At 66.9% G+C, this 22,583-nt stretch carries 27 protein-coding genes; 10 read left to right on the plus strand and 17 right to left on the minus strand.

From position 1 onward, the window contains the following. Nucleotides 1–27: 27 nt before the first annotated feature. From BMZ17_RS05940 to BMZ17_RS05975, 8 genes are all read right to left on the minus strand, one after another. Complete coding sequence (locus BMZ17_RS05940; RefSeq protein ID WP_093137088.1) at nt 28–408, minus strand: hypothetical protein; 381 nt, start codon at nt 406–408, stop codon at nt 28–30. Beyond that, nucleotides 405–926, minus strand: coding sequence for a bactofilin family protein (locus tag BMZ17_RS05945; RefSeq protein ID WP_093137090.1), 522 nt, complete (start codon nt 924–926; stop codon nt 405–407). The genes BMZ17_RS05940 and BMZ17_RS05945 overlap by 4 nt, the downstream gene beginning before the upstream one ends. 261 nt (nt 927–1,187) lie before the next feature. After that, nucleotides 1,188–1,529 (minus strand): hypothetical protein, encoded by a 342-nt coding sequence (locus tag BMZ17_RS05950; RefSeq protein WP_093137092.1) that lies wholly within the window; start codon nt 1,527–1,529, stop codon nt 1,188–1,190. Nucleotides 1,530–1,737: 208 nt separating this feature from the next. Further along, the gene (locus tag BMZ17_RS05955) at nt 1,738–2,088 is read right to left on the minus strand and encodes a hypothetical protein (RefSeq protein WP_093137094.1); all 351 of its coding nucleotides are present in this window, start codon (nt 2,086–2,088) and stop codon (nt 1,738–1,740) included. A 138-nt stretch (nt 2,089–2,226) separates the two neighbouring features. Then, a complete protein-coding gene (locus BMZ17_RS05960; RefSeq protein WP_093137097.1) occupies nt 2,227–3,402 on the minus strand; it encodes a thiolase family protein in 1,176 nt (391 codons plus the stop codon). Nucleotides 3,403–3,638: 236 nt separating this feature from the next. Then, nucleotides 3,639–4,739 (minus strand): Glu/Leu/Phe/Val dehydrogenase dimerization domain-containing protein, encoded by a 1,101-nt coding sequence (locus tag BMZ17_RS05965; protein ID WP_093137100.1) that lies wholly within the window; start codon nt 4,737–4,739, stop codon nt 3,639–3,641. Between the two features lie 271 nt (nt 4,740–5,010). Further along, on the minus strand, nt 5,011–5,235 hold the full coding sequence (locus BMZ17_RS05970; RefSeq protein WP_093137103.1) for a hypothetical protein: 225 nt from the start codon (nt 5,233–5,235) through the stop codon (nt 5,011–5,013). A 202-nt stretch (nt 5,236–5,437) separates the two neighbouring features. After that, nucleotides 5,438–6,655, minus strand: coding sequence for an MFS transporter (locus tag BMZ17_RS05975; RefSeq protein ID WP_093137105.1), 1,218 nt, complete (start codon nt 6,653–6,655; stop codon nt 5,438–5,440). A gap of 98 nt (nt 6,656–6,753) precedes the next feature. Here BMZ17_RS05975 and BMZ17_RS05980 point away from each other — a divergent pair, with 98 nt between their 5' ends. Beyond that, nucleotides 6,754–7,701, plus strand: coding sequence for a LysR family transcriptional regulator (locus BMZ17_RS05980; protein WP_093137108.1), 948 nt, complete (start codon nt 6,754–6,756; stop codon nt 7,699–7,701). Nucleotides 7,702–7,740: 39 nt separating this feature from the next. Here BMZ17_RS05980 and BMZ17_RS05985 read toward each other — a convergent pair whose 3' ends face one another. Then, nucleotides 7,741–8,958 (minus strand): cation:proton antiporter, encoded by a 1,218-nt coding sequence (locus tag BMZ17_RS05985; RefSeq protein WP_093137111.1) that lies wholly within the window; start codon nt 8,956–8,958, stop codon nt 7,741–7,743. A 369-nt stretch (nt 8,959–9,327) separates the two neighbouring features. On the opposite strand from BMZ17_RS05985, the gene BMZ17_RS05990 reads away from it, so the two are divergent. Beyond that, nucleotides 9,328–10,185, plus strand: coding sequence for a PA4780 family RIO1-like protein kinase (locus tag BMZ17_RS05990; RefSeq protein ID WP_093138071.1), 858 nt, complete (start codon nt 9,328–9,330; stop codon nt 10,183–10,185). 18 nt (nt 10,186–10,203) lie between these two features. Here BMZ17_RS05990 and BMZ17_RS05995 read toward each other — a convergent pair whose 3' ends face one another. Continuing rightward, nucleotides 10,204–11,568, minus strand: a complete 1,365-nt coding sequence (locus BMZ17_RS05995; protein ID WP_093137113.1) for a M28 family metallopeptidase — start codon at nt 11,566–11,568, stop codon at nt 10,204–10,206. A 131-nt stretch (nt 11,569–11,699) separates the two neighbouring features. On the opposite strand from BMZ17_RS05995, the gene BMZ17_RS06000 reads away from it, so the two are divergent. Then, nucleotides 11,700–13,439 carry a M1 family metallopeptidase gene (locus BMZ17_RS06000; RefSeq protein ID WP_093137116.1) on the plus strand — a complete coding sequence of 580 codons (1,740 nt, stop codon included), beginning with the start codon at nt 11,700–11,702 and terminating at the stop codon, nt 13,437–13,439. A 128-nt stretch (nt 13,440–13,567) separates the two neighbouring features. Further along, nucleotides 13,568–14,257: an SGNH/GDSL hydrolase family protein gene (locus tag BMZ17_RS06005; protein ID WP_093138072.1), complete on the plus strand. Its 690-nt coding sequence runs from the start codon at nt 13,568–13,570 to the stop codon at nt 14,255–14,257. A gap of 18 nt (nt 14,258–14,275) precedes the next feature. Here the strand turns inward: BMZ17_RS06005 and BMZ17_RS06010 are convergent, their stop codons facing one another. The 5 genes from BMZ17_RS06010 to BMZ17_RS06030 all read right to left on the minus strand — a co-directional run bounded on the left by BMZ17_RS06010 (nt 14,276) and on the right by BMZ17_RS06030 (nt 17,298). Further along, nucleotides 14,276–14,935: a glutathione S-transferase family protein gene (locus tag BMZ17_RS06010; RefSeq protein WP_093137119.1), complete on the minus strand. Its 660-nt coding sequence runs from the start codon at nt 14,933–14,935 to the stop codon at nt 14,276–14,278. 76 nt (nt 14,936–15,011) lie between these two features. After that, nucleotides 15,012–15,488 carry a DUF6644 family protein gene (locus BMZ17_RS06015; RefSeq protein ID WP_217645730.1) on the minus strand — a complete coding sequence of 159 codons (477 nt, stop codon included), beginning with the start codon at nt 15,486–15,488 and terminating at the stop codon, nt 15,012–15,014. A 21-nt stretch (nt 15,489–15,509) separates the two neighbouring features. Beyond that, on the minus strand, nt 15,510–15,860 hold the full coding sequence (locus tag BMZ17_RS06020) for a DUF6152 family protein (RefSeq protein WP_093137123.1): 351 nt from the start codon (nt 15,858–15,860) through the stop codon (nt 15,510–15,512). Nucleotides 15,861–15,990: 130 nt separating this feature from the next. Continuing rightward, the gene (locus BMZ17_RS06025) at nt 15,991–16,230 is read right to left on the minus strand and encodes a DUF2789 domain-containing protein (RefSeq protein ID WP_093137126.1); all 240 of its coding nucleotides are present in this window, start codon (nt 16,228–16,230) and stop codon (nt 15,991–15,993) included. A 60-nt stretch (nt 16,231–16,290) separates the two neighbouring features. After that, on the minus strand, nt 16,291–17,298 hold the full coding sequence (locus BMZ17_RS06030; protein WP_093137129.1) for a cupin-like domain-containing protein: 1,008 nt from the start codon (nt 17,296–17,298) through the stop codon (nt 16,291–16,293). A gap of 145 nt (nt 17,299–17,443) precedes the next feature. On the opposite strand from BMZ17_RS06030, the gene BMZ17_RS06035 reads away from it, so the two are divergent. After that, entirely contained in the window at nt 17,444–17,713 is a 270-nt protein-coding gene (locus tag BMZ17_RS06035; protein WP_093137131.1) for a DksA/TraR family C4-type zinc finger protein, read from the plus strand. Nucleotides 17,714–17,723: 10 nt separating this feature from the next. Here the strand turns inward: BMZ17_RS06035 and BMZ17_RS06040 are convergent, their stop codons facing one another. Further along, on the minus strand, nt 17,724–18,296 hold the full coding sequence (locus BMZ17_RS06040; protein ID WP_093137134.1) for a mechanosensitive ion channel domain-containing protein: 573 nt from the start codon (nt 18,294–18,296) through the stop codon (nt 17,724–17,726). 214 nt (nt 18,297–18,510) lie between these two features. After that, complete coding sequence (locus tag BMZ17_RS06045) at nt 18,511–19,035, minus strand: DUF1993 domain-containing protein (RefSeq protein ID WP_093137137.1); 525 nt, start codon at nt 19,033–19,035, stop codon at nt 18,511–18,513. A 180-nt stretch (nt 19,036–19,215) separates the two neighbouring features. On the opposite strand from BMZ17_RS06045, the gene BMZ17_RS06050 reads away from it, so the two are divergent. From BMZ17_RS06050 to BMZ17_RS06070, 5 genes are all read left to right on the plus strand, one after another. After that, nucleotides 19,216–19,491 carry a hypothetical protein gene (locus BMZ17_RS06050; protein WP_139202801.1) on the plus strand — a complete coding sequence of 92 codons (276 nt, stop codon included), beginning with the start codon at nt 19,216–19,218 and terminating at the stop codon, nt 19,489–19,491. 86 nt (nt 19,492–19,577) lie between these two features. Then, nucleotides 19,578–21,143: a fumarate hydratase gene (locus tag BMZ17_RS06055; RefSeq protein ID WP_175485481.1), complete on the plus strand. Its 1,566-nt coding sequence runs from the start codon at nt 19,578–19,580 to the stop codon at nt 21,141–21,143. A gap of 79 nt (nt 21,144–21,222) precedes the next feature. Next, nucleotides 21,223–21,504, plus strand: coding sequence for a hypothetical protein (locus BMZ17_RS06060; protein WP_093137146.1), 282 nt, complete (start codon nt 21,223–21,225; stop codon nt 21,502–21,504). 39 nt (nt 21,505–21,543) lie between these two features. Further along, the gene (locus tag BMZ17_RS06065; RefSeq protein WP_093137148.1) at nt 21,544–22,179 is read left to right on the plus strand and encodes a glutathione S-transferase family protein; all 636 of its coding nucleotides are present in this window, start codon (nt 21,544–21,546) and stop codon (nt 22,177–22,179) included. Nucleotides 22,180–22,242: 63 nt separating this feature from the next. Next, nucleotides 22,243–22,581: a hypothetical protein gene (locus BMZ17_RS06070; protein WP_093137151.1), complete on the plus strand. Its 339-nt coding sequence runs from the start codon at nt 22,243–22,245 to the stop codon at nt 22,579–22,581. Nucleotides 22,582–22,583 lie beyond the last annotated feature (2 nt).

Genomic DNA, 22,583 nt, shown 5'->3' on the forward strand with positions numbered 1-22,583 from the left:
GTTCGTGCGTTTGCGATCAGGCGATCGTCACGACAACCGCCGTTTGCCGCGCGGCGCCATTCCACCGGTGTGCGGGAACATTTCCACCGCCAGCGAGAACGTGCGCTGCTCGCCTGCACGCAGGGCACCGACGCCGACCACGTGGCGATCCACTTCCTGGCCGCGCTCGTCGCGGATGACGACCACAGCGGTGTATTCGTAGGCCTCGGCATCGTGTGGATGCAGGACCGTGCCTTCCACCTTCAGCGGCACCTGCCGCTGTGCCTCGCGCTTGCTGACGGTGACCGAGTCATCAAAGCGCAGGTGGTGCTTGCACGACGGGCAGACGGCCGCGGTTTCCAGGATCACGGCCTTGCAGTGTGGACAGGCGCGGGTGGCGCCTGCCGTGCCGGGACGGACATTGCTCACGCCGCGTCGCTGTCCTTGTCTTTCTTCTTCTCGCTGCCATCCCAGCCGAAGTCGGCCTGGCCGCGCATGCGCGCGCCGGTGGCCACGGTCATCGTCCCGCACTTGACGTCGCCGGTGAGCACGCCGGAGGCGAGCAGTTCGACCTGCTTGGCGGCCTCGATATTGCCTTCCAGTTCGCCCGCGATCACGACCTTGTTGGCCTTGACGCCGCCGCTGAGCTTGGCGCCCTGTTCGATGGTCAGGTCACCCTGGACGTTGACGTCGCCCTTGAACTTGCCGGCGATGCGGACGTGGCCGCTGCCTTCGATCTTGCCCTCGATGGTCAGGTCCGAGGCGATCAGCGATTCCTTGACCTCGCGGGTAGCAGGGCGGGGCGCGGCAACGGGCGTCGGGGCGGGAGCAACGGCGATGGGTTCGGGCATGGCGGGTACCGGGGCAGCGTCACGGAGCGGGGTGGGGTCGGCGGCGGGCGGCGGTGCGTCCTTCTTGCTGGACAACTGGTCTTTCCACATGGACATGTCGCAGGTTCTCCAAGTCGGGGGAAACAGGACTATCGCGGCTGCGCCACAGATGTGCTGTGACTGGTCTCACCAAATGGCCGGTGCGCGAGACCTCGGCGGTTGCCCGATCCTAGCGCCGTTAAGCGTCGGCCGCATGGCGGGTGCTTGCCGGGCTGCGCATTGATTCGCGCTGCGAACGGCTTTTGGCAGAGGCCTGAAAAAGAAAGAGCCCGCATCAAGCGGGCTCTTTCAGCGCAACCAGGAAGCCCTGGCAGGCGATTACTTCTTGGCAGCGTCGTCGGCTTCCTTGGAAACCTCGGCGGCCTTGTCGGCGGTCGCGTCGGCGCCTTCGGACACGGCGGCCGCGGCGTCGGCGGTGGCGGCCTGTGCAGCGTTCTCGGTCTTGTCGGCAGCGTTGCTGGCGGCGGCAGCGGCGTTGTCCGCGGCAACGGAGGCCTTGGCAGCGGCTTCGTCGGTGGCGGCAGCGGCCTTGTCGGCAGCGGCGGCGGCATCAGCTGCGGCGCTGTCGGCGGTGGCCGAGGCGGCGTCCTGGGTCTTCTGCGAGCAGGCGCCCAGGGCCAGCACGGCGGCGATCAGCGCGATATTGAGCTTGTTGTTCATGGCGTTCCCCTTCAACGGTATGGAATGGCGGTGTCGTGCATGCAAGCCGTTCGCCCGAATGGGGTATCGATTGCTGCAGCGCGCGGATTCTACAGGCGCGTCGGTCAATGAAAAGTAGCTGGATAAGCGCCAGACAAAAAAAGACCGCCGGTTGCCCGGCGGTCCTTGTATCCAGGTGGCAGGCGCGAAACGCGCGTGCCGAAGCGGATTACTTCTTGTCGGCGTCCGAGGCAGCCTTGTCAGCCGTATCAGCGGCGTCCTGGGCGGTGTCCTTGGCGGTTTCAGCGGTCGTCGCAGCAGCGTCGGCAGCCTTGTCGGTGGTGGCAGCCGAAGCGTCGCTGGCAGCAGCGGCGGCGGTGTCAGCAGCGGTCGCGGCGGTGTCAGCAGCAGCCTGGGCCGAGTCAGCGGTCGGGGTGGTGGCAGCGGTGTCAGCTGCAGCCTGCGCCTCGGTGGCAGCCTGCTGGGCGTCGGTCGATGCGTCGGCAGCCTGTTCCGGCTTCGAGCAAGCGGCCAGGGCCAGGCCCATTGCCAGCGCGATCAGCGTCTTGTTGATGCTCATTTGGTAAATCCTCGTCGATTAATTTGGCAACGCGCAGTTGCGCGCCGGGCGACATCATGACTATCCGGTTTCCACTGTCAAGCATTCGCTGGCGTACGGCTCAGATTCGTCAACTTTGCGTTAAAGGTGGAAACGTCTTCAAAGCAGCTCGACCGCGATGGCCGTGGCTTCACCGCCGCCAATACAAAGGGATGCGATGCCGCGCTTCTTACCCTGCACGCGCAGGGCGTGAAGGAGCGTGACGACCAGCCGCGCGCCTGATGCGCCAATGGGATGACCCAACGCGCAGGCGCCGCCGTGGACGTTGACCTTCTCACGCGGGATGCCCAGCTCCTTGATCGGCACCATGGCGACCACGGCGAAGGCTTCGTTGATCTCGAACAGGTCGACTTCATCAATGGACCAGCCGGCCCTGTCAAGCACCTGCTGGATCGCACCGACCGGCGCGGTGGTGAACCACTGCGGTTCCTGCGAGAAGGTCGCATGGGCCACGATGCGGGCCAGCGGCGTCAGCCCGCGCTTGGCGGCTTCGTCGGCACTCAGCAGCAGCGTGGCCGCGGCGCCATCGGAAATGCTCGACGAGCTGGCGGCAGTCACGGTGCCGTCCTTCTTGAAGGCCGGCTTGAGCGAAGGGATCTTGCTGATGTCCGACTTGCCGGGCTGCTCGTCGGTGCTGATCGTCACCTCGCCCTTGCGCGTGGTCACGGTGAACGGTGTGATCTCGCCGTCGAACACGCCGCTGGCCTGCGCGGCCTGCGCGCGCTCGACCGAACTGATCGCGTAGGCGTCCTGATCCTGGCGGGTGAAGCCGTACTTCTCGACGGTGGCCTCGCCAAACACGCCCATCGCCTGGCCGTCGTACGGATTGACCAGGCCATCCCACGCCATGTGGTCGACCGCCTTGAAATCGCCAAAGCGGTTGCCGGTGCGCGAGTTGGGGATCAGGTGCGGCGCGTTGGTCATGGATTCCATGCCGCCGGCGACCACGATCTGCGCCGAGCCGGCCTTGATCAGGTCGTGCCCCAGCATGATGGCCTTCATCCCCGAACCACAGACCTTGTTGATCGTGGTGCAGCCGGTGGAGGTCGGCAGGCCAGCGGCCAGCGCCGCCTGCCGCGCAGGCGCCTGGCCCAGGTTGGCCGACAGCACGCAGCCCATGATCACCTCGCTGACATCGGCGGCAGGAATGCCCGATTCGGCTAGTGCCGCGCCAATGGCCGCCGCACCCAACTCGGTGGCGGGCACGCCGGTGAACTGGCCCAGGAAGGCGCCAATGGCTGTGCGCTTGGCCGCCGCGATGACGATGTCGCTCATGGGAAATCCCGTCGATTCGAATGGTCCGCCATTATCTGGCCGCGCTTTCAGGGGCGGCAACACGACCTTTGGCGCCTTTCCGTGGGCGTGCAGCTTGCATTGGCGGGGCAGAGCTGGCGGGGTGCACTGTCTTGGCCAGCTATCGGGCCGGCTTTTGAGTTAAAGGCATGACATCGTCTTAAAAGAAAAATGCCGGCGTGGGCCGGCATTTTTCTGGGTGAGGCCTTCGAAGCGGATCAATGATCGCCGCGCAGGTGTCCCATGTAGCGTGGCGCGGTGCGGCCGAGCGGCAGCTTGAGCTTGCCGATCGAAGCAATGCGGGCTTCGGCGATGCGGTCGGCGGCGTACTGGGGCGCGATCTTTTCCTTCTCCGCCAGGTCGAAGATGCGGCCGACGTTGTGGTAGATGTTGCGCATCAGGCGCATGGCGCGCTCGCGGTTATAGCCGTCGATTTCCAGCGAGACGTTCATGACGCCGCCGGCATTTACCGCGTAGTCCGGGGCGTAGAGGATGCCGCGACGCATCGCTTCTTCGCCAACCACATGCGACATCTGGTTGTTGGCGGTGCCGCAGATGATCTTGGCGCGGATCAGGGGCAGCGTTTCCTGGTTGATCGAGCCTTCCAGGGCGCACGGGCAGAACACGTCGGCCGGGATGCCGTAGATCTCGTCCGGGGCCACGGCTTCAGCGCCGTATTCCTCGACCGCGCGATCGACCAGCGCGGGGTTGAGGTCGGTGACGAACAGCTTGGCGCCGCGTTCCTTGAGTAGCTTTACGAACTCCATGCCGATGTGGCCCAGGCCCTGCACGGCGTAGGTGTACTTGCCGATTTCCTCGTTGCCGAACTTGCGGTTCAAGGTGGCCATCAAGCCGTGCAGTGCGCCGTATGCGGTGAACGGCGCCGGATCGCCCGAGCCGCGATGGACCTGATGCACGCCGACCACGTATTCGGTCTCGCGATAGACATGTTCCATGTCGTTGACGTCGGTACCCACGTCTTCGGCAGTGATGTAACGGCCGCCCAGGGAATCGACGTAGCGGCCGAACATTCGGAAGAGCGCTTCGGTCTTGTCTTGGCTCGGGTCACCGATGATCACGGCCTTGCCGCCACCGACGTTCAGGCCGGCCAGCGCGTTCTTGTAGGTCATCGTGCGGCTCAGGCGCAGGGCGTCGTTGAGCGCGGCTTCGGTGCTGGCGTAGGGGCGCATGCGCACGCCGCCGAGCGACGGCCCCAGCACGGTGCTGTGGATGGCGATAATCGCCTTCAGCCCCGCATCGGGGTTGTGGCAGAACACCACTTGTTCATGGCCGGAGGTGTCGAGTGTTTCGAAAATCATGTGGGGTGAGCTCCATCCGCGCGACGCCGCAGTTGCGGCCATTCGTTTGGAACATTTCCTAAGTGACTGAAACGAAAAACAAAAAACGACGCCGCCTCTGGATGGGCGGCGACGTTGCTTGGCGACAGTCTAACGATACGCGCCGGGCATGGCGTCGATGCAGTCAGTGCGGCGACCAGTCACCACGCCCAGGCATGCACCGCTGGTCGGCGACTTCCGGGATATCGATACAGATCACCCGGCGCATGGTGCGTCGGGCGATCTGCGGGCGTCAGCGGGAAGGTGTCGAGGCGACCGTGGCGTCAGGTTTTGCCGACGCAGGCTTGTTGCTGGCCGAATCGCGCTTGGCGGATGCGGCGTCGCGCTCCTGGGCCGGCGTGACCGGTTCGACCGTTCGGGTGATGGTGTGCTTGTCGCCATCGCTGATGGCGCGCGACAGCGGAATTCCGATCACGAGCAGGGCAAGCGCAATGACCAGGGCAATCACAGCCTTCATGCGGACTCTCCGGGGTGGCTGGCAGGTTCGGCAGGCGGGGCGGTCGCAGGCAAAACTGACCGCTGCGGCCGACTATCCGCCCCGCTGACAGGCCGGTCACGACGCGACGCAGCATCACCACTGCGGCGTGTTGACTGCGTTGTAGTTGGAGCCGCGCCCGAAACGACGGCTGCCTCACGCAACTCCCGAGTGTGACGCTGGCTCAGCGGCGGGGCAGCAAACGCACGGCCAGCGCCGCCAGCGAGGTCACCGTCGCCAGTCCCAGCACGCCCACCCAGCCGAGGTGGCTCAGGGCGAGACTGCCGAGGGCAGCGCCGGCGGACATCCCGAGGAACATGCCGGTGAACAGCAACGCGTTGAGCCGGCTGCGGGCGCCGGGGTCGATGCCGTAGACGATGGTCTGGTGCGACACCAGTGTGGCCTGCACGCCGAGGTCGAAGCCGATCGTGCCCAGCACCAGCACGACCAGCTGCGCGTTCACGGGCAGGCTTGCACCGAGCGCCATCGCGATGAAAGAGACGGCGGCCAGCGCCGCGCCCAGGCGTGTCACCAGCTCCGGGCCGCGACGGTCGGCGATCCGGCCGGCCAGCGGTGCGGCGATGGCACCGGCAGCGCCTGCGAGTCCGAACGCGCCGGCCGCAGTGCTGCCCAGGTGGAACGGCGCGTCGTGCAGCCGGATCGCCAGGGTCGACCAGAACGCGCTGAAGCCGATCGCCAGCACGCCTTGCGCCAGGGTGGCGCGACGCAGCGCGGGATGCTGCTTCCACAGCTGTGCCAGCGAACCGAGCAGTGCGCCGTAGTGCAGCGTCGTGGTGGGCTGGAAGCGCGGCAGCCGGCGCCACGAGGCGATGCCGACCGCGGCCATGCCCAGCGCCGCGACGAAATACACCGCGCGCCAGCCCCACAGGCCGGAGATCAGGCCCGCCCCCACGCGCGAGAGCAGGATGCCCAGAAGCAAGCCGGTCATCACCGTGCCGACGATGCGGCCGCGCTGTTCGACCGGGGCCAGGGTTGCGGCGGCGGGGACGAAGTCCTGCGCGACGGTGGCGATCACGCCGATCGCCAGGCTGGCGCCCAGCAGGGCAGGCAGGCCAGGCGAAAGCGCGCCGGCGAGTAGCGCAAGCGTCAGCAGCGCGCACTTGACCAGGATGACGGTGCGGCGATCGTAGCGATCGCCGAGTGGGGCACACAGCAGGATGCCGAGCGCGTAGCCCAGCTGGTTGAGGGTCGGCACCCAGCCGGCCAGCTGGCTGCTGGTGTGCAGGTCGCCGGCCAGGACACCGAGCATCGGCTGGCTGTAGTACAGCGAGGCCACGCTCATGCCGGCGCCAATCGCCAGCAGCAGCACCAGGCTGCGCGGCAGGGCGGTTTCGGCGCCGACCGTGGCGGCGACCTGATGGGAATGCGGGACGGAGGACATGGGGGATTCCGGGCGGAGATATGTGTGGCGCGTATTGTCCGGCCGCCTCAATTCCCGTGGTAGCCTGCTGGGCCTCAGAACGGTTATGCGTAAAGTGCATGCAAGAAGCCGCCGCTTCCGCCGTCGACCGCATCGAGCTGATGCAGACCTTTGTCCGGATCGTCGAGGCCGGCAGCCTGTCCGCGGCCGCGACCCAACTGGGCGCCAGCCAGCCCACGGTGAGCCGACGGCTGCAGGCGCTGGAGCGATTCCTGGGGGTAAAGCTGCTGCGCCGTTCCACCCACGCGATGAAGCTCACCGAGGACGGCGAGCGTTGCTACGCCCGCGCCCGTGAGTTGCTGGAGGACTGGCACGCGATGGAGGCCGAACTGCGCGGCACCCGCGAGGCGCCGCAAGGCCTGTTGCGCGTGGTGGTGCCGCATGCGTTCGGCCAGACCCAGCTGGTGGCGCCGGTCGTCGCCTACCTGCAGCGCTATCCGCAGGTCTCGGTGGAATGGCTGCTGCACGACCGCCGGCCTGACTTCGTCGCCGAAGGCATCGATTGCGCGATCCAGGTGGGCGCGGTCGACCTGCCATCGGTGGTGGCGGTGCAGATCGCCGAAGTCCCGCGGATCGTGGTGGCCGCGCCCGCGCTGATGGGGTCGTCCGGCGTGCCGCAGGACGCGGACGCGCTGGCGGCGCTGCCGTGGCTGGCCATCCAGACCTTCTATCGCGACGAAGTCAGCCTGCGCCATCGCGACGACGGCCGCATGCTGCAGTTCCCGATCCAGCCACGCCTGAGCACCGACAGCCTTTACGCGCTGCGCAACGCGGCGCTGCTGGGGCTGGGCGCGTGTATCACTTCATCGTGGGTGGTGGCGCAGGACGTGGCCGAAGGCCGGCTGCTGCACCTGGCGCCGGACTGGCGCGCCACGCCGCTGCCGGTCTATCTGGTCTATCCGCCGGCGCGGCATCCGCCGGCCAAACTACAGCGCTTCATCGAGGCGATGCGCGATGCGGGTTCGACGATGGCCGGCGTGGAGCCGCTGCGTTCGCTGCAGGTGTAGATGCGGTCTTGCCCGGCACGCGGCCGGGCAGGGCGTCGATCAATCGCGGGGTGTCATGTCCGCGTTGGCCGCCGCCAGCCGGCGCAGGCGCGGGGTGGCCATCGGGATCGACAGCATCGTGCTCATCACTGCCATCAGCAGCAGCGCGGTGAAGGTCGCGTTGGTAATGATCGCCTTGTCCAGCAGGATGTTGGCGAAAATGATCATGATCAGCGCCTTGGTCTGCAGCAGCCAGCCGATCAGCGAGGCTTCGCCCGGCTTCCACTTCAACAGGCGGCCGGCCAGATGCACGCCAGCCAGCTTGCCGGCCACCGCGGCCACCAGCAGCACCAGCGCGGCGATGAACACCGTCGCCCCGCCCACGCTCCAGGCCGTGCGCAGGCCGGTGCTCAGGAAGAACACCGGCATGATCACCAGCAGCACGTTGTGGCGCAGGCGATCCATGTCGGCCTGGTCGAACCAGTCCGCGTCGATCACCACGCCGGCCAGGAACGCGCCGACCATGTAGTGCAGGCCCGACCAGTCCGCGCCAAACGCGCACACCGCCAGCCAGATCAGCATCACGTACCAGCGATCGCGCTCGGGAATGGCGCGCATCAGCTTGCGGAACAGCACGCAGGCCACGGCGAAGGCCAGCAGGAAACCCGCCTGGCGGCCGATCCGCTCCCAGTCCACCAGCACCAGGGCCAGCACGCCCCAGATCGCGATGTCGTCCAGGCTGGCGTAGCGCAGGATCCGCTGGCCGATCGGCTGGCGCAGGATGTCGAGCTTTTCCATCAGCAGGATCAGGATTGGCAGCGCGGTGACCGCGCAGGCCATGCCCACGCCGACCACGAACTGCCACGGCTGCCCGCTCAGGCCGATCCAGCCGGGGAAGCGCAGCATGCCGATCGCCGCCAATCCGCCGAACACCAGCGGCACGCCCAATGCCAGGCCGGCGGTGATGCCGCTCTCGCGCTTGTTCGCCCAGGCCTTGCTGAGGTCCAGCTCGATCCCGGCGATCAGCACGAACAGCATCACCGCCCAGCCGCCCAGGCCGTTGAGGATCTGCACGACCTGCGGGGTGAACACGAAGCTGTAATAGCCCGGATACGCCGCGCCAAGGATGCCCGGGCCCAGCAGGATGCCAGTGATGATTTGCACGACCACCAGCGGGGCGAAGTATTCGGTCCGGCCCAGGCGCCAGATCAGGAACGGCACGCAGAAGATGATCGCCATGGCGATCAAGAACACTTCCATGGTGCTGACAGCGTGCATCCAGGCCCGGCCTTGTTCGTCGTGCCGCCCAGCGCGGCGGGCGACATCTTGCCGCAAGCGCCCGGCATTGGGCAGCGCTGCGCTGCGAAATGCGGGTTTCGCTGGAGGCGGACGACCTGCCGCGCTGGCCAAGAGCTTGGGACGATTCGATCGGCGGGCGCGCAGCCGGGCATGGGCCTGTGGTGGGTCGATGGGTGCCGAATTCCGTGACGACCGATTCCGCGCGCCATCGCAGCGTCATGCGTGTGTTGCTGGCCGCGCACCCGCCAGCGGCGGTTGTCGTTTTTCAACATCCGCAACGCCTGCGATGCGACACTGGCCCGCCGTGCACGGCGCGGCCGCACGCATGCGGCGCTCGAAACCGAACTGATGAAGACCCCCAACGGACTGCAGGCGCTGATCGACGACGGCGTCATCGATGAAGTGCTGCGACCGCTCAAGAGCGGCAAGGAAGCGGCCGTGTACGTGGTGCGCAGCGGCGATGAAGTGCGTTGCGCCAAGGTCTACAAGGACATGGCCCAGCGCAGCTTCCAGCAGCGCGTGCAGTACCAGGAAGGGCGCAAGGTGCGCGGCAGTCGCGAGGCGCGCGCGATGGGCAAGGCCACCAAGTACGGCCGCAAGCAGGCCGAAGTGGCCTGGAAGAACACCGAGGTGGACGCGCTCTACCAGCTGCGCGATGCCGGCGTGCGCGTGCCCGAGCCGTTCGGCTATTACCACGGCGTGCTGGTGATGGAACTGGTCACCGATGCCGAAGGCTTCAGCGCGCCGCGCCTGGGCGAGGTCGAGCTGGAAGCCGCGCAGGCGCGTGAATTCCACACGGTGCTGGTGCGCCAGGTCGTGCGGATGCTGTGTTGCGGCCTGATCCATGGCGACCTGTCCGAATACAACGTGCTGGTCGGTCCCGATGGCCCGGTGGTGATCGACTTCCCGCAGGTGGTCAGCGCCGGCGGCAACAACGCCGCGCGGCGGATGCTGCTACGCGACGTCAACAACCTCACCGCCAGCCTGGGCCGCTGGGCGCCGGAATTGCTGGACACCTGGTATGGCGAGGAGATGTGGGCGCTGTTCGAGGCCGGCGAGCTGCTGCCCGACAGCGAACTCACCGGCCAGTTCACGCCCGACGAATCCAGCGCCGACCTGGACAGCGTGCGCGATGCGATCAACGAGGCGCGCTTCGAGGCGCTGATCCGCCAGCAGGGCCGCGAGGCCGCGGCCGAGGAAGACTGAGCCTTCGGCTTCGCCGGCTCAATAGCTGCCGAAGCTGCCCGCTGCGCCCGGGAACACCACCGGGCTCTCGCTGCCGTCTTTCGCCACGGCCGCCATGCCGAAGTAGTAATTGTCGATCACTACGTTCTTCAGCGTATGCGTGGTGACATCGCCCACGTACAGGCTGTGCGTCCACTGCGGATCGGTGGTCAGGCGCCAATAGAGCTTATAGCCGGCCAACTGCGGCGCCTGTTTTGCGGTGGGACGCGACCACGAGAGCGTGGTGTCGGCGGTCACCGCACCGTCGATCTTGACCTGCGCCGGGGCCGGCGGCGCCCAGGCCAGCCCGGCCAGGGTGACCGCATTGAGCGCGGTCAATTTGGCCGCGTAGCCGAAGTCCACGCCGTCGAGCGTGTCGCCATAGACGCGGCCGTTCTCGGTGCGCAGGTCCTGGTGCTGGCGGTCGTAGTTCTCGTTGGTTTCCATGATGCGCACGGCGGGGAAGCCGGCATCGTTGAACGGGCTGTGGTGGCCGCCGCGGCCGAAGCGATCCAGGCGATAGACCATCATCACGTCCAGGTTCGGCACGTGCTGCGCCATGCGGGCGACGTAGCGGCCCAGGTTGCGCGAGGGCGAATCCAGCTCGCCGCCGGTGAAGCGCCGTGCGCGCGCTTCGGCTTCGGTTTCCACCGCGCGGGTGCCTTCGGAGAACACGCGCGCGGTGTGGTTGTCGGTGACGCCGTTGAGGCCGGCGATATTGCCGATCATGTCGTTGTTGAGCATCGCCTCGATGCGCCAGCGTTCCTGCCTGGCCTTGGCGGCGACGATCTTGCCCCCGAACAGGCCCTGCTCCTCGCCGGACAGGCCGACATAGGCGATCGAGCCGGGGAACTTGTATTGCGTCAGGACGCGCGCCGCTTCCAGCGTGCCGGCCAAGCCCGAGGCGTCATCGTTGGCGCCGGGCGCATCGGCGGTGGCGTTCATCACATCGGAGACGCGTGAGTCGATGTCGCCACTCATCATCACGATGCGGTTGGGATCGCTGCTGCCGCGCTGGATCGCGACCACGCTGACCACCTCGGTCGGGTTGGGGATGCGCTTTTCGCCGGCGATGGTGTCGCTGACGTAGCGCACCTCGAGGCAGCCGCCGCAGTCGCGCGAGATCTGCTGGAACTGTGCGTAGACCCAGCGCCGGGCCGCACCGATGCCGCGCGTGTCTGACTTGGTATCGGACAAAGTGTGGCGTGTGCCGAACCCGACCAGCGTGCGTACGTCGGCCTCGATACGGGCGGCCGACGGCGCGCTGCCGATCGCGTCCAGGCGCGGGTCGGTGCCGGGCGGCGTGGCTTCCGCGAGGGCAGTGAGCGGCAGGCACAGCAGGCAGGCGATCAGGCGTCGGCGCATCAGGCAGGTCCGGGGCGAGGGAGCGGTCGATGTTCGCATGGTGCGTCGTTCCATGACTTCGGACCGATGCAGGCGCGCCCGAACGCTGGCACCCTGTGCGCCGGTTTTCGTCTTTCGCCGCCAGGTCCGCCATGTCCCGTTCCCGTGTCCTCGTTTCCACCCTGGCGCTCGCGCTGGCCGCTGCTTCGGCGCAGGCTGCCGACCTGAGCCCGCTGACCAAGGAGACCGGCCTGCCGCGCACGCCGGAGCAGCTGGCGGTGGTGTTCGAGCACGCGGACCTGGGTTTCAAGGTCATCCCCGAGCAGCGCCGCATCGAGGGCGATGCCAAGTTGACCTTCAAGGCGACCGCGCCGCTGTCGGCGCTGGTGGTGGACCTGGATCCGGAATACGCCGTCAGCCGCGTCGAGGTGGATGGCAAGGCCATTGGCGCCGATGCCTGGCAGAACCCGGAAGGCCGTATGCGCGTGACCCTGCCCAAGCCGCTCCAGGCCGGCGGCAGCGTGGTGCTGCGCGTGATCTACGCCGGCCAGCCACACGTGGCCAAGCGCGCGCCGTGGGACGGTGGTTTCGTCTGGGCGACCGCGCCGACCGGCGAGCCGTGGGTGGCCTCGGCGATCCAGGGCGAAGGCTGTGACCTGCTGTGGCCATGCATCGATCATCCGCAGGGCGAGCCGCTGCTGGTCGACGAGCACGTCACCGTGCCGGCGCCGCTGGTCGCGCCGGGCAACGGCGTGTTCGTCGGCATGAAGGAAAGGAACGGCTGGCGCACCTATCACTGGCGCGCCAAGAACCCGGACACCTATGCCATCGCCATCGATGTCGGCCCATACGAGCAGCTCAGCGGCAGCTACAAGAGCCGCTTCGGCAACACCATCCCGCTGGCGTACTGGTATCTGAAGGGCGACAAGGACGCACAGGCCAAGGACCTGTTCGCCGAGCTGCCCAGGATGCTGGACTTCTTCGAGAGCCAGATCGGCCCGTATCCGTTCGGCGATGAAAAGGTGGGCGTGGTCCAGACCCCGCACCTGGGCATGGAGCACCAGACCATCAATGCGTATGGCAACGACTATAAGAAGGACAAGTACGGTTACGACTGGCTGATGCAGCACGAGTTCTCGCACGAGTGGTTCGGCAACCAGCTCACCAATGCGGACTGGGACGACATGTGGCTGCACGAGGGCTTCGGCAGCTATATGCAGCCGCTGTACCTGCAGTACCTGCGCGGCGACATGGAGTACCACGCGGCGCTGTTGGACCAGCGCGCCGCGCTGTCGAACAAGTATCCGATCGTCAGCGGCAAGCCGCAGACCGAGGAGTCGGTCTACAACCGCGAGCATGGCCCGGGCCTGGACATCTACTACAAGGGCTCGCTGATGCTGCACACGCTGCGCAGCCTGATCGGCGACGAGGCGTTCTTCACTTCGATCCGCCTGGCGGTGTACGGCAGCGCGCATCCGTGGCCGGGCCACTTCAAGCCGCGTTATGTGTCAACCAAGGACTACATCGACATCGTCAACAAGGTGACCGGCAAGGATTACGGCTGGTTCTTCGACGTGTACCTGTATCGCGCCGCGCTGCCGGAGCTGGTGGCCCAGCGCGATGCCACCGGCCTGTCGCTGCAGTGGAAGACCCCGGACAACCTGCCGTTCCCGGTACCGGTGGACGTGCGCATCGGTTCGAACAGCGGTGAAACCGTCACGGTGCCGATGGCGAATGGCCAAGGTCATGTCGACCTGCAGGAGAACGCGCTCTACACGCTCGATCCGCAGTCCAAACTGCTGCGCGAGGAGCCGCGTTTCGCCGCAGCCGTCAAGGACGCCGCCGAACGCAAGGCGGCGGCCGAGAAGGCGGAAAAAGACGCCAAGAAGTAACCCTGCACAGCAGGTTTCCACGAGTTGGCTAGACTGCGGCGCATGATCCGACTGGGAGGGACGACATGCAGCTCACAAGGTTTCGCCGTCACGCCGTGCCGTTGCTGGCACTGTTGCTGATCGGCGCGATGAACGCTCCAGCGCACGCACAGACGCCCAGCGCCGAACAGGTGCAGGGCATGCAGAAGCAGCTTGCGGACTGGCCGCAGCTGGCGCGCTATCGCGACGAGAACGCGGCGTTGCCGCCTACGGCCAAGGGTGAGCGGCGCGTGGTGTTCTTCGGCGACTCGATCACCGAAGGCTGGGGCAAGACCGGCAGCGCGACGTTCTTTCCCGGCAAGCCCTATGTGAATCGCGGCATCTCCGGCCAGACCACGGCGCAGATGGTGGTGCGCTTCCGCCAGGATGTCATCGCGCTCAAACCCGCGGTAGTTGTGATTCTGGCCGGCACCAATGACATCGCCGGCAATACCGGGCCGACCACGCCGGAGATGATCCAGGACAACCTGACCTCGCTGGCGCAGCTGGCCAAGGCCAATGGCATCAAGGTGGTGCTGGCCTCGATCCTGCCGGCGAGCGACTACCCGTGGAAGCCGGGCCTGGAACCGGCGCCGAAGATCCGTACGCTCAACGCCTGGATCCAGCAGTACGCGCAGCGCACCGGGGCGACGTATCTGGATTACTACACGGCGTTGGACAACGGCCAGGGCGGACTGTCGAAACAGGTCTCCGAAGACGGCGTGCATCCCAATGCGGCCGGCTACGCGGTGATGCAGCCGCTGGCCGAAAAGGCCGTCAAGGCCGCGCTGGCGCGCTGACCGGTTCGCGCTGCGCGCTCAATCGCGATCCGGCGCGCCCAGCGGGAAGTAATGCCGGTATGGCCGCGCCTCGTCCACGGCGCGCTTCACCGAAGGGCGCGCGAGCAGGCGCGCACGATAGGCGTGGACGCGGGTGAAGCGCGGATCGATGGCGTGGGTCCAGTCGGCATAGAACAGGAACGGCGCCGCGCCGCAGTCAGCCAGGCTGAACCGGTCGGCGACCGCCCAGGTGCGTCCTGCCAGATAGTCCTCCAGCCACGCGTACGCCGTTTCCAGCTGGGTCCTGGCCTTGGCCACGCCGTGCGCGTCCCGTGTGCCCGGCTCGCGCAGGCTGTCGAACACGATGGTCTGCTGCGGGGTGGAGATGTAGTTGTCGAAGAAGCGATCCAGCAATCGCACCTCCAGCGCCGCCATCGGATCTGACGGGATCAACGAGAGCGGGCCGGGATGGGCCAGCTGCAGGTATTCGATGATGATGCTGGCCTCCATCCACTGGCGCGCACCGTCCACCAGCAACGGGAAGCGTGCGATCGGCCAGCGGCTGACCAGTTCCTTGAAGTTGTCCGGCGCCTCGGCATCCAGCAGCCGCAACGCGAATGGCGTGTCGTTCTCGTACAGCGCGATCAGGACTTTCTGGCAGTACGACGAAAACGGGTGGGCGAACAGCTGCAGCGACATGGGCGTTTCCTGCGATGGGTGCATCCAGACGACGCATGGGCGTATGCGAAATCGACAGCGCGCGCATCAGCAAGCGTCACGTGTACGCGATCATTCGCCCCGCCACCAGCACCGCCGGCCACAGGCACAGCGAGAGCGCAGCCGAGAGCTTCCCGATGGGGGGCGGATGACGGTCCCAGTGCGGCAGATGATGCGCATGGCGCGCGCGGAACAGCAGCGCGTTGAGCACTGCCAGCGTCACGGCCAGCAGCTTGAACTGCATCATGCGATTGCCGAGCAACGCGCTGGCATCGGCCGCAAACAGCATGACACCGGTGGCCAACGTCAGCAGCAGGCCGCTGATTGCCCACGGCGTGAGCAGTCGCGAAACCTGCAGCGCATTCAGGCTGCGCCCCAGGCCCAACAGGCGCAGGTCGAGCAGGCAGATCGGGCCGACCAACAGCACCAGCCCGACCAGATGCAGCACGTTGGCGGCCGGATAACCCCATCCCGCGCGCATCCATTGGCCCAGCGCCGAGTCTTCGAGCGCCTGCATCCACGGCATCAGGTCCATGGCGCGACGTCGATCGAACGGTCAGCGCAGTTCGATGGTCTTGCCATCCACGGTGATGCGCTCGGCGCGCAGCTCGGCCGTGCCATCCAGGCGCGGATAGCCTTCGATGGTGATGGTCTTGCCGACGGTGAGCGCGCCGTCCGGCAGGCCACGGGAGTTCATGCGTGCGATCGGTGCCAGCACCGCGTTCCAGGCCTTTCCCTGGTAGTCGACGCTGACCTCGGCATGCGGGTTCCGGTACTGCACCGCGGTCAGCGGCGCGGAGATCTTCAACGCCTTGCTGGCGTCATAGCTGCTCCACCCATGATGGGCCAGCGCGGGCAAGGACACCGCCAGCGCGGCGGCAAGAATCGGCAGGACGGCACGGTGCATGGCGGCGCTCCAATCGACGGGCTCTGGAGCTTCACGGCTATAGCACGCAGGCGGTTGCGGGCCTGCTAAATGCCGCGCCTGCAGGGTGACAAAGCCGTCATCGCCGCGCGCTGCGACGGCTTGGACGTCTTCAGGGCGTGGCGTGCAGCGCCAGGTTGAGCTGATCCACCACGGTGGCCCAGTCGGCGTCGTCGATGCGCTCTTCGCGCAGCAGTTGGGATTGCGCTTCGGACCAGAACGGGGCTTCTTCCAGGCGCATGGCGTCGGGCAGCGGCGCGTGCTGGCCGATGAACGCGCGGATGCTGGCTTCGTCGGAGGCCAGGCCGAGCTGGGCGAAGAGTTCGGAAAACGGGTGGACGGTCTGGTCCATGGCGAAGGCTCCGGTGGAGAGGATGTCGGTCAGGGTGCAGGCGCGGACGTCAAGATCGCATCAGAGCGAGCGCGCGATGCGCTGCTTGAGCGCGGCCAGCGCTTCGGCGTCCAGCGCGCCGAGTACGCCGCGTCGTGCGTCGGGGATATGCGCGCCGGGGTCTTCTTCGGCGAACACGTAATGCTCCAGCAGCGCCCGCCACGCCGCGCGCTCGGCAGGTGCCAGTCCGGCGAAGGCCAGGCGCGCATGCAGCAGCGCGACGATGCCGGGCGAGGGCGCCTGGCCATCGGCCATCGGCGGCTGCCACCAGTAGTTCACCAGCGCATTGAGCTTGGCCAGCGAGGTGACGTGGTGCCACCACAGCGGCGGCAGATACAGTGCATCGCCGGGTGCGAGGTCGGCGATGAAAGCGTGCGCCATCGCGTCCTTCAGGCGAGGAAAGCGTGGATCGTCCACGTCATCCAGCCGCGCCAGGCTGATCGCCGCGCCGGTCGGCGCGAAATCCAGCGGGCCGATGTAGAGGTTGGACACCTGTTCCGGCGGGAACACGGTGAACCGGCGGCGTCCGCACGCCACCACCGCGATGTTGTGGAAGGCATCGAAGTGGGCGGGCGTGGTCACCTGGTTGCCCAGCCATAGCCGCGGCTGGATCTGCGCGGGCAGGCCAGCGATGCCGTGCGTTTCGAGCAGGCCTGGCAGGCAGGCGGCGATCGGCGCGCTCTGCAGCGCCACGCCATGCACCGGCGCGTGTTCGACCCGGCTGTATTGCGCCAGGCGTTTGAGCACGTCGGTCACCGAGACCTTGAAGTGCTGGTAGTTGAAACCGTCCAGCGCGGCGTTGTAGCCGACCACGCCTTGCGCCTCGGGCGGCATGAGCAGCGTATCGACCGGGGTGCCGTTGTCCTGCGCGGCCAGGGCCTGGGCGAAGGCGGTGTCCGAGGTGCCCGCAGCCTGTACCAGCGGCCAATGCGCGCACAATCCGCGCAGGACCAGCGGCGTGCCACGCGTAACGAGGTCAGCAAGGTCCAGCGGACCGGTGGCTTGGCATTCGTCGATGGCGGCGGGCATGCGCGGACGGCGATCAGGCGGGAAGCGCGCATGCTAGCGAAAGCACACGCCCGGCGTCTTTGACGATCGTGCGGCGCCGCTTGCGGACGATTCACGTCGGCGGGACTAAGGTGCGCGGACGTTCCCAGACGCAGTGGAGGCTGCCATGGCGACCGGATGGGCCAACGATGGCGCGGTACAGGACCAGATCGACGCGACGGTGAAGGACGCGATCCAGCGTGCCCGGCGCCAGTTGCCGACCGGGCCGAGCCTGCTGCATTGCGAAGAATGCGATGCCGAAATTCCCGAAGCGCGGCGCAAGGCCGTGCCCGGCGTGCGTCTTTGCGTCACCTGCCAGGCTGCGCATGATGAGGAACAGGCCGCGGGCGCTGGCGGCATCAATCGCCGCGGCAGCAAGGACAGCCAGTTGCGCTGAAGCAGCGTGCTTATGGGCCGATGGCGTGGTGCGTGCCGCGCCAGCGGCGGATGCCACGCTGGAAGAACCAGCTGTTGGGCACCTGAATCGAAGTCGCGCCACCGCCGTCAATGTGGTCGGCGTCCTGCAGCGTGGTGTAGAGCAGGTTGATGTCCACCACCTTGCCCTTGAGGCCGGGTTTTTCGCCGTTTTCCAGCAGCTCGATCATTTCGTACAGGCGGAACGGACGGGTGATGAAGATCAGGAACGTGCAGAAGATGTTGGACAGCACGCTCCACGCGGCGAAGAACGCCACCGCCGCCACCGTCGCGAAACCGGTGAAGGCCGTCCACAGCACGGTCGCCGACACGCCCAGGCGTTCCAGCACCAGCAGGGTGGCGGCCACCAGTAGGAGGAAATTCAGGGCGCGGCGCATGCCCATCGCCAGCTCGGGCGGCAGGTCGTAACGCTCCACCGCGCGGCGGATCAGCCGGCGCGCCAGCAGTTGCACCAGGCGGGTGGCCAGCAGGATCAGCAGGACCTGCGCGGCGGGGACCAGGACATCCAGCCAGTCGTGGATCCAGACGGGGAGGCGTTCTTTCATGAGGCGGCATTCGAATCAACAACGAAGCCGCACATGATGACGCGCGACGCCAGGCCGGGCAAAAGTCCGGCGGTGTGATTGCGTCAGGTGCAGGCGTCGTGGTTCAGCCGATTGCGATGAAACGTGCGCCTCGCAGGACACGACAGAGATCACAAAAAAATACGGCACCACCACCGTGATGCCGCATCCGCAAGCGTCAATGCCGGCAGACGGCTTACTCGGTAATCGGCGTGCCGATCGGCCCCAGATAATCCAGCTTGCCCACCGGCACGCCTTGGTTGCGCAGGATGTCGTAGGCGGTGACCACGTGGAAATGGAAGTTGGGCAGACCGAACTGCAGCAGGTAGTCGACGCCGTTGAAGCGCGTGCCCAGCTTGCCGAACTTCAACGTGATCTCGCGCTCGGCGCCGCTGTCGACCTGTTCGGGCGTGAGCGATTCCAGGTAGGCGATCGTCGCGGCCAGGCGCGCCTGCAGTTCGTCGAAGGTGGTTTCGGTGTCGGCCAGCTTGGGCGAGGGCACGCCGGACAGGCGCTCGCCGGTGCCCTTGGCGGTGTCGCTGACGCGCTGGATCTGGGCCGACAGCGGCAGCATGTCCGGCGCCAGGCGCGCCTGGATCAGCGTGGCCGGGTCGATGCCGTGTTCGCTGGCGTGGCGCGCGCCGACTTCCAGCACGTGCGAGAGGCGGCGCAGGCCATTGAGCAGGGTGGGGACGGCGAGTTGGGACAAGGTCAGCGACATGCGGGTCGGCCTGGAAGGGAAAGGCCGCAGCCTAGCGCCCCCAATGGCCTGTGCGGTGTACGCGGAAAAGACGCGGCGTTGCACCGGCGCGGCCTTGTGTCGCGCAGGCCATTGCGGGCGTTGGCGTGCATGGCGTTTGGCCTGTGCGATGCCGCGCGGCGCCATGCACAATGGACCGCGATGAAACTGCTGATCCCGCTGTTCTTCAATGCGCTGGCGCTGATGCTGTTCGGCATCGGGCTGACCGGTCCGTTGGTGCCGCACAGCGGTACGCCGGGATGGTGGGTGCTGCTGGTGTTCGGCGCCGCGCCGATCGCGCTGCTCACGGTGTGCGGGTACGCGGCCAACGGCTGGCCGGCGCGGATCGCCTTCGTGCTGCAGGCGGTGTCGCTGCTGGCGGTGCTGCTGGCGATCCTTGCGGTTGAAACCGGTGCGCTGGGCGCCCGCGTGACCTGACGAGATCGCAGCGCGGATTCAGAGCCCGGCGGCGGCTTTGGACTAAAATGACGGGATTCCTTCTCCCCGCTAGCGTCGAGCCAGCCATGAACCTCCACAACCACGCTGCCGTTCCCGCGTCCACCGCGCCTGTCTCCATCAAGCAGGAAGACCTGATCCAGTCCATCGCCGATGGCTTGCAGTACATCAGCTACTACCACCCGGTCGACTACATCAAGAACCTCTCCGCGGCGTACGAGCGCGAGGAGTCGCCGGCCGCCAAGGACGCCATCGCCCAGATCCTGATCAACTCGCGCATGTGCGCCGAGGGCCATCGCCCGATCTGCCAGGACACCGGCATCGTCACCGTGTTCCTGGAAATCGGCATGAGCGTGCGCTGGGACGACGCCACGATGGGCGTGGAAGACATGGTCCACGAGGGCGTGCGCCGCGCCTACAACCATCCGGACAACAAGCTGCGCGCTTCGGTGCTGGCCGATCCGGCCGGCAAGCGCACCAACACCAAGGACAACACGCCGGGCGTGGTGAACGTCAAGGTCGTGCCGGGCAATACGGTCGATGTGATCGTGGCTGCCAAGGGTGGTGGATCGGAAGCCAAGTCCAAGTTCGCCATGCTCAACCCGTCCGATTCCATCGTCGACTGGGTGCTGAAAACTGTGCCGACCATGGGCGCTGGCTGGTGCCCGCCGGGCATGCTCGGCATCGGCATCGGCGGCACCGCCGAGAAGGCGATGCTGCTGGCCAAGGAATCGCTGATGGAGCCGATCGACATCGTCGACCTGCAGGCTCGCGGCGCTTCCAACCGGGCCGAAGAACTGCGCCTGGAGCTGTACGAGAAGGTCAACGCGCTGGGCATCGGCGCGCAGGGCCTGGGCGGCCTGACCACGGTGCTGGACATCAAGGTCAAGGATTACCCGACCCACGCGGCCAACCTGCCGGTCGCGCTGATCCCCAACTGCGCGGCCACGCGCCACGCACACTTCACACTGGACGGCAGCGGCCCGGTGATGCTCGATCCGCCGTCGCTGGAAGACTGGCCCAAGCTGACCTACAACCCGCAGGGCGCGCGTCGCGTGGACCTGGACACGATCACCCCGGAAGAGGTTGTCACCTTCAAGCCCGGCGAAGTGCTGCTGCTCAACGGCAAGCTGCTGACCGGCCGCGACGCCGCGCACAAGCGCATGGTCGAGATGCTCAACCGTGGCGAAACGCTGCCGGTGGATCTGAAGGGCCGCTTCATCTACTACGTCGGCCCGGTTGATCCGGTGCGCGATGAAGTCGTCGGCCCGGCCGGCCCGACCACGGCCACGCGCATGGACAAGTTCACCAACCAGATCCTCGAACAGACCGGCCTGCTGGGCATGGTCGGCAAGGCCGAGCGCGGCCCGGCCGCGATCGAGGCAATCAAGGCGCACAAGTCGGTGTACCTGATGGCCGTCGGTGGTTCGGCTTACCTCGTCTCCAAGGCGATCAAGGCCGCCAAGGTGCTGGCGTTCGAAGATCTGGGCATGGAAGCGATCTACGAATTCGAGGTCAAGGACATGCCGGTGACCGTTGCGGTGGATTCGGCCGGCGAGTCCGTGCACAAGACCGGCCCGAAGCTGTGGCAGGCCAAGATCGGCAAGATTCCGGTGGTGGTCGAACCGGCGTAACGCGCCGCGTCATTCGTGCAAGACGACAGGGCCGGCGTGCATACTCCGGCCCTGTTTGTTTTTGAACGGAGTCGTGGCGATGAAAGGATGGATCCTGCCGGCGTGCCTGTTGCTGCTGTCAGCCTGCGCCAGCGCCGATGACAAGCCGATGCCCGGCACCTTGCTGCGCCCGGCCACGCCCGAAGGCCAGGCCTGCGCACGCCAGTGCGACACCTTGCAGGCCGCCTGCGGTGGCGGCGCGGTCAGGCCGGCGCCGGCGACGCTGGGCGGCGGGCCCGATCCCAAGCCGAGCGGCGCGTCGTGCAACACGTCCTATCAGGACTGCGTGCTCGACTGCGGTGGACGCATGGTCGGCGACTGATCCGAATCTTCCTTCCCCTGCTTCAACGACAAAGATCCCATGGCCAATACCCTGTACTACTCGCCGAGCACTGCGTCCCTGGTCGTCCACTGGCTGCTGATCGAACTCGGCGTGCCGCACGTGCTGCACGCGCTGGACTTCGACAAGGGCGAACAGAGAACCGCTGAATACCTGGCGATCAATCCGCAGGGCCGCGTGCCCACGCTGGTGCTGGACGGGCAGGTGCTGACCGAGTCTGCCGCCATCGCCATGCACCTGGCCGATCTATATCCCCAGGCGAACCTGGCGCCGACCCTCGGCACGCCTGAGCGCGCGGCCTACTACCGCTGGATGCTGTTCTGCGCCTATACGCTGATGCCGGCCTATCGCGGCTGGTTCTATCCCGATGAGCCGGCTGGCGAGGCGCAAGTTGAAGCGGTCATGGCATCCTCGCGGCTGACGCTTGAACACGCCTGGCAGCAGGTCGCCAACCACCTGCAGGCCGAAGGACCTTACCTGGTCGGCGCGCAGCTGACCGCGGTGGACTTCGTGCTGACCATGCTGATGCGCTGGTCGCGCAACATGCCCAAGCCCACCGACACCTGGCCGGTGCTCAAGGCCTACGCAGACGGCATGAAGGCGCGCCCGGCCTTCCAGGAAACCTACCGTCGCGAAGGCATCATCGACTGGCAATAAGGCCCGTCGAAACACACAGGGAGTGTGGTCATGCGAAACAGGATGTTGATTCGAGCTGCAGCGTTGCTGTCGACCCTGGCGTTATGCGGCTGCTGGGCAGACAAGGTGCATCGGCCGACCAGTGCGGCCGGCGCCATCTGCGCCGAGCAATGCGACCAGCAGCGCTACAGCTGCAACAGCTCCGCAGAAAATTTGGTTAGTGGTTCGCGAGGCAGCTGCCAATCGCAGCGGGAGCATGTGGAAGAGCGCTGTTCGCCCTGGGTCAAGGACTCGGACAAGCAGCGCTGCCAGTTGGTCAACAATCCGGGCGGCCCAAGCTGCGTCGATCCCAGTCCGGATTACGGCAGCTGCACCACGACCTGGCGCAGCTGCATCGTGTCCTGCGGCGGCTGGTTCGAGTAGCC

Source organism: Pseudoxanthomonas sp. GM95, from assembly GCF_900109775.1.
GTDB lineage: Bacteria > Pseudomonadota > Gammaproteobacteria > Xanthomonadales > Xanthomonadaceae > Pseudoxanthomonas_A.